This window comes from Streptomyces capoamus (assembly GCF_014654935.1).
GTDB lineage: Bacteria > Actinomycetota > Actinomycetes > Streptomycetales > Streptomycetaceae > Streptomyces > Streptomyces capoamus.
Window position 1 is genome coordinate 116,023 of the sequence record NZ_BNBF01000020.1, and the last position, 5,198, is coordinate 121,220.

At 70.4% G+C, this 5,198-nt stretch carries 4 protein-coding genes; all 4 read left to right on the top strand.

Going from position 1 to position 5,198, the window contains the following annotated elements; all coding sequences use genetic code 11:
- Positions 1–1,271, top strand: a 1,271-nt coding sequence (gene secD, locus IE312_RS27880) for a protein translocase subunit SecD (RefSeq protein ID WP_229900517.1), incomplete at its 5' end; no start/stop codon positions are given.
- 2 nt (positions 1,272–1,273) lie between these two features.
- Positions 1,274–2,374, top strand: a complete 1,101-nt coding sequence (secF, locus tag IE312_RS27885; protein WP_189985108.1) for a protein translocase subunit SecF — start codon at positions 1,274–1,276, stop codon at positions 2,372–2,374.
- Complete coding sequence (locus tag IE312_RS27890; RefSeq protein WP_189985059.1) at positions 2,371–2,910, top strand: adenine phosphoribosyltransferase; 540 nt, start codon at positions 2,371–2,373, stop codon at positions 2,908–2,910. Before secF ends, IE312_RS27890 begins: the two co-directional genes overlap by 4 nt.
- 263 nt (positions 2,911–3,173) lie before the next feature.
- On the top strand, positions 3,174–5,198 hold a 2,025-nt coding region (locus IE312_RS27895; protein WP_229900518.1), incomplete at its 3' end, for a RelA/SpoT family protein.

Consider the following 5,198-nt stretch of genomic DNA (forward strand, 5'->3'; position numbering starts at 1 on the left):
CCCCCACGGCCTCGCCGACCTCTCAGGGCCGCGCCGTCAGCGACGCGCTGAAGGCCGACTCCACTCCCTCGCCGAGCGCCTCCGGCACCGGCAAGCCGTCGGGCAGCGCGCCGGCCACCCCGTCGGCCTCGCCGAGCGGCGGCTCGCAGGCGGCGGCCAAGCTCCAGGCGCAGTACGCCGCCCTGGACTGCACCAAGGCCACCGACCGCGCGGGCGCCGGCAAGAACGCCAAGCCCGGCGACCCCACCGTGGCCTGCGGCCAGATCAAGGACGCCTGGTACAAGTACGTCCTCGGCCCGGCCGCCGTGGACGGCACCGAGGTGAAGAAGGCGCAGGCCGTCTTCGACACCCAGGGCGCCGCCGGCTGGCAGGTCCAGATGACCTTCACGGGCGGCGGGGCCAAGAAGTTCGCCGACATCACCGGCCAGCTGGCCAAGAACCAGTCCCCGCAGAACGAGTTCGGCATCGTCCTGGACGGCGAGGTCGTCTCCAGCCCGTACGTGAGCACCGCCATCACCGGCGGCCAGGCGGAGATCTCCGGCAGCTTCAAGCAGGAGGAGGCGCAGAGCCTCGCCAACATGCTGTCGTACGGCGCCCTGCCGCTGTCCTTCCAGGAGCAGTCCGTCACCACCGTCACCGCCGCGCTCGGCGGTGAGCAGCTGCGTGCCGGTCTGCTCGCCGGCGCCATCGGTCTCGCGCTGGTCGTGATCTACCTGGTGGTCTACTACCGCGGCCTGTCGATCGTGGCCATGGCGTCCCTGCTGGTGTCCGCGATCCTCACCTACGTGATCATGGCGCTGCTCGGCCCGGCCATCCACTTCGCGCTGAACCTGCCGGCCGTCTGCGGTGCCATCGTCGCCATCGGTATCACCGCGGACTCGTTCATCGTGTACTTCGAACGCATCCGGGACGAGATCCGTGAGGGCCGCTCGCTGCGCCCCGCCGTGGAGCGGGCCTGGCCGCGTGCCCGGCGCACCATCCTGGTCTCGGACTTCGTGTCGTTCCTGGCCGCCGCGGTGCTGTTCATCGTCACGGTCGGCAAGGTCCAGGGCTTCGCGTTCACGCTGGGCCTGACCACCGTCCTCGACGTCGTCGTCGTCTTCTTCTTCACCAAGCCGCTGATGACGCTCCTGGCCCGCCGCCGGTTCTTCGCGGACGGCCACAAGTGGTCCGGCCTCGACCCGAAGAGCCTGGGTGCCAAGCCGCCGCTGCGCCGCACCCGCCGTCCCGCCGGTCCCGTCGCCGGCCCCGCCGACCCGAAGGAGGCGTGAGCATGTCGAAACTCGGCAACCTCGGCGCTCGACTGCACCGCGGCGAGATCTCGTACGACTTCGTCGGCAAGCGCAAGATCTGGTACGGCGTCTCGATCCTGATCACCATCACGGCCATCCTCGGCCTGGCGGTGCGCGGCCTGAACATGGGCATCGAGTTCCAGGGCGGCGCGGTCTTCACCACGCCGACCAAGATGAGCACCTCGGTGGCCAAGGCGGAGGAGTACGCCAACGACGCCTCCGGCCACCAGGCGGTCGTGCAGAAGCTCGGCAACGGCAGCCTGCGCATCCAGATCGCGGGCATCGACACCGGCCAGTCCGACCGGATCAAGCAGGAGCTGGCCAAGGACCTGAACCTCGACCCGGAGAAGCTCGCCGCCGACCTGGTCGGCCCGAGCTGGGGCGAGCAGATCGCCAACAAGGCCTGGGAGGGCCTGGCGATCTTCATGGTGCTGGTCGTGATCTACCTGGCGATCGCGTTCGAGTGGCGCATGGCCATCGCGGCGCTGGTCGCGCTGATCCACGACATCACCATCACGACCGGCATCTACGCCCTGGTCGGCTTCGAGGTCACGCCCGGCACGGTCATCGGTCTGCTGACCATCCTCGGTTACTCGCTCTACGACACGGTCGTCGTCTTCGACAGCCTGAAGGAGCAGACCAAGGACATCACCAAGCAGACCCGCTGGACGTACAGCGACATCGCCAACCGGTCGATCAACGGCACCCTGGTCCGCTCCATCAACACCACGGTCGTCGCCCTGCTGCCGGTCGCCGGTCTGCTCTTCATCGGCGGCGGCTTCCTCGGCGCGGGCACGCTCAACGACATCTCCCTGTCGCTGTTCGTCGGTCTCGCGGCCGGTGCCTACTCGTCGATCTTCATCGCCACGCCGCTCGTCGCCGACCTCAAGGAGCGCGAGCCGGCCATGAAGGCCCTCACCAAGCGGGTCCTGGCCAAGCGCGCCCAGGCGGGCGCGGAGGAGAACGCCACGGAAGTCCGCGGCACCGGTGACGACGCCGGCGAGCCCGCCGTGGTGGGCCCGCGCAACCAGCCCGTCGCCCGCGGCCGCGGCCGTGGCCGCGCCTCGGGGAAGCGCCGATGACCGGCATCCAGGAGCTGCTGCTCAGCCGCATCCGCGACGTCGCCGACTACCCGGAGCCGGGCGTGATGTTCAAGGACATCACCCCGCTCCTGGCCGACCCGGCGGCCTTCACCGCGCTCACCGACGCACTGGCCGAGATCGCCGCCGGCACCGGCGCGACCAAGGTCGTCGGCCTGGAGGCCCGGGGCTTCATCCTGGGCGCCCCGGTCGCCGTCCGCGCGGGCCTGGGCTTCATCCCGGTCCGCAAGGCGGGCAAGCTGCCCGGAGCCACCCTGCGCCAGGCGTACGACCTGGAGTACGGCTCGGCGGAGATCGAGGTGCACGCGGAGGACCTGGCGGCCGGCGACCGCGTCCTGATCGTGGACGACGTCCTGGCCACCGGCGGTACCGCCGAGGCCGCGATCCAGCTCATCCGGCGCGCGGGCGCCGACGTCTGCGGCCTCGCGGTCCTCATGGAACTGGGCTTCCTCGACGGACGCGCCCGTCTGGAACCGGCCCTGGCCGGTTCCCCGCTGGAGGCGCTCCTCCAGGTCTGAGCCCCCGCACCCGCGGACGGCCGCCCCGGCACCGCCGGGGCGGCCGTCCGCGTTCCGGCACCGGTACCGGGAAAGCGAGGGGAGGACGCCCCGGAGAGGGGTACCCCGCATCCATCGGTCCTGCGGAATCCCACGGGAACCCCCGGCGTTCCACGGATTGACGGTCCTCACGGTCGCCCGCAGGCGATGACCGGGCGCAGGATCGATACCATGGGGTCTCCGGAGCCTGACCGGGGGACCCGGATCGCGCACGAGGAGCCCTCTTGCCAGACGAGGCCCAGCACCTGACCGCCGCCAAGCCCGAGCCCGCCTCGGCCCCCGCGGCGAAGCCCGCGCCGAGCACCTCCCAGGTGAAGAACGACACCCGCGGGGCGGTCGAGCACGCCCAGTCCGCGCCGGTCGAGAAGAGCGCCGAGTCCTCGCGCCCCAAGCCGCCCCCGCCCGAGCGCCCGGTACAGCCGCCGGTGGTGCGCCAGCCCGCCGCGCAGCCCGCCCGCTCCGGCTCCTCCAACCGCGTCCGGGCCCGGCTCGCCCGCCTCGGCGTCCAGCGCGCCAACCCGTACAACCCGGTCCTGGAGCCGCTGCTGCGGATAGTGCGCAGCAACGACCCCAAGATCGAGAACTCCACGCTGCGCCAGATCGAGCGCGCCTACCAGGTCGCCGAGCGCTGGCACCGCGGCCAGAAGCGCAAGAGCGGCGACCCGTACATCACGCACCCGCTCGCCGTCACCACCATCCTCGCCGAGCTGGGCATGGATCCGGCCACACTGATGGCGGGGCTGCTGCACGACACCGTCGAGGACACCGAGTACGGCCTGGACCAGCTCCGCCGCGACTTCGGCGACACCGTGGCCCTCCTCGTCGACGGCGTCACCAAGCTGGACAAGGTCAAGTTCGGCGAGGCCGCGCAGGCCGAGACCGTGCGCAAGATGGTCGTGGCGATGGCCAAGGACCCGCGCGTCCTGGTCATCAAGCTCGCGGACCGCCTGCACAACATGCGCACCATGCGCTACCTCAAGCGCGAGAAGCAGGAGAAGAAGGCGCGGGAGACGCTGGAGATCTATGCTCCGCTCGCCCACCGCCTCGGCATGAACACCATCAAGTGGGAGCTGGAGGACCTCGCCTTCGCGATCCTCTACCCCAAGATGTACGACGAGATCGTACGGCTGGTGGCCGAGCGGGCGCCCAAGCGGGACGAGTACCTCGCCATAGTGACCGACGAGGTCCAGGCCGACCTGCGCGCCGCCCGCATCAAGGCGACCGTCACCGGCCGCCCCAAGCACTACTACAGCGTCTACCAGAAGATGATCGTCCGCGGCCGTGACTTCGCGGAGATCTACGACCTGGTGGGCATCCGCGTCCTCGTCGACACCGTGCGCGACTGCTACGCCGCCCTCGGCACCGTGCACGCGCGGTGGAACCCGGTCCCCGGCCGGTTCAAGGACTACATCGCGATGCCCAAGTTCAACATGTACCAGTCGCTGCACACGACGGTCATCGGGCCCAACGGCAAGCCGGTCGAGCTGCAGATCCGCACGTTCGACATGCACCGCCGCGCCGAGTACGGCATCGCCGCGCACTGGAAGTACAAGCAGGAGGCCGTCGCCGGCGCCTCCAAGGTCCGCACCGACGTGCCGAAGGCGGGCAAGAAGGACGACCACCTCAACGACATGGCGTGGCTGCGCCAGCTGCTGGACTGGCAGAAGGAGACCGAGGACCCGGGCGAGTTCCTGGAGTCCCTGCGCTTCGACCTGTCCCGCAACGAGGTCTTCGTCTTCACCCCCAAGGGTGACGTCATCGCGTTGCCGGCCGGCGCCACCCCGGTCGACTTCGCGTACGCCGTCCACACCGAGGTCGGCCACCGCACCATAGGAGCGCGGGTCAACGGCCGGCTCGTACCGCTCGAATCCACCCTGGACAACGGCGACCTGGTGGAGGTCTTCACCTCCAAGGCGGCCGGCGCGGGCCCGTCCCGGGACTGGCTCGGCTTCGTCAAGTCACCGCGCGCCCGCAACAAGATCCGCGCCTGGTTCTCCAAGGAGCGCCGGGACGAGGCGATCGAGCAGGGCAAGGACGCCATCGTGCGGGCCATGCGCAAGCAGAACCTGCCCATCCAGCGCATCCTCACCGGCGACTCGCTGGTCACGCTCGCCCACGAGATGCGCTACTCGGACATCTCGGCGCTGTACGCGGCGATCGGCGAGGGCCACGTCTCGGCGCAGAATATCGTCCAGAAGCTGGTGCAGGCCCTCGGCGGCGAGGAGGCGGCCACCGAGGAGATCGACGAG

Excerpts from the sequence above, each read along its gene's own strand:
- secF (WP_189985108.1), top strand. The coding sequence starts at position 1,274 with ATGTCGAAACTCGGCAACCTCGGCGCTCGACTGCACCGCGGCGAGATC.
- IE312_RS27890 (WP_189985059.1), top strand. The coding sequence starts at position 2,371 with ATGACCGGCATCCAGGAGCTGCTGCTCAGCCGCATCCGCGACGTCGCC.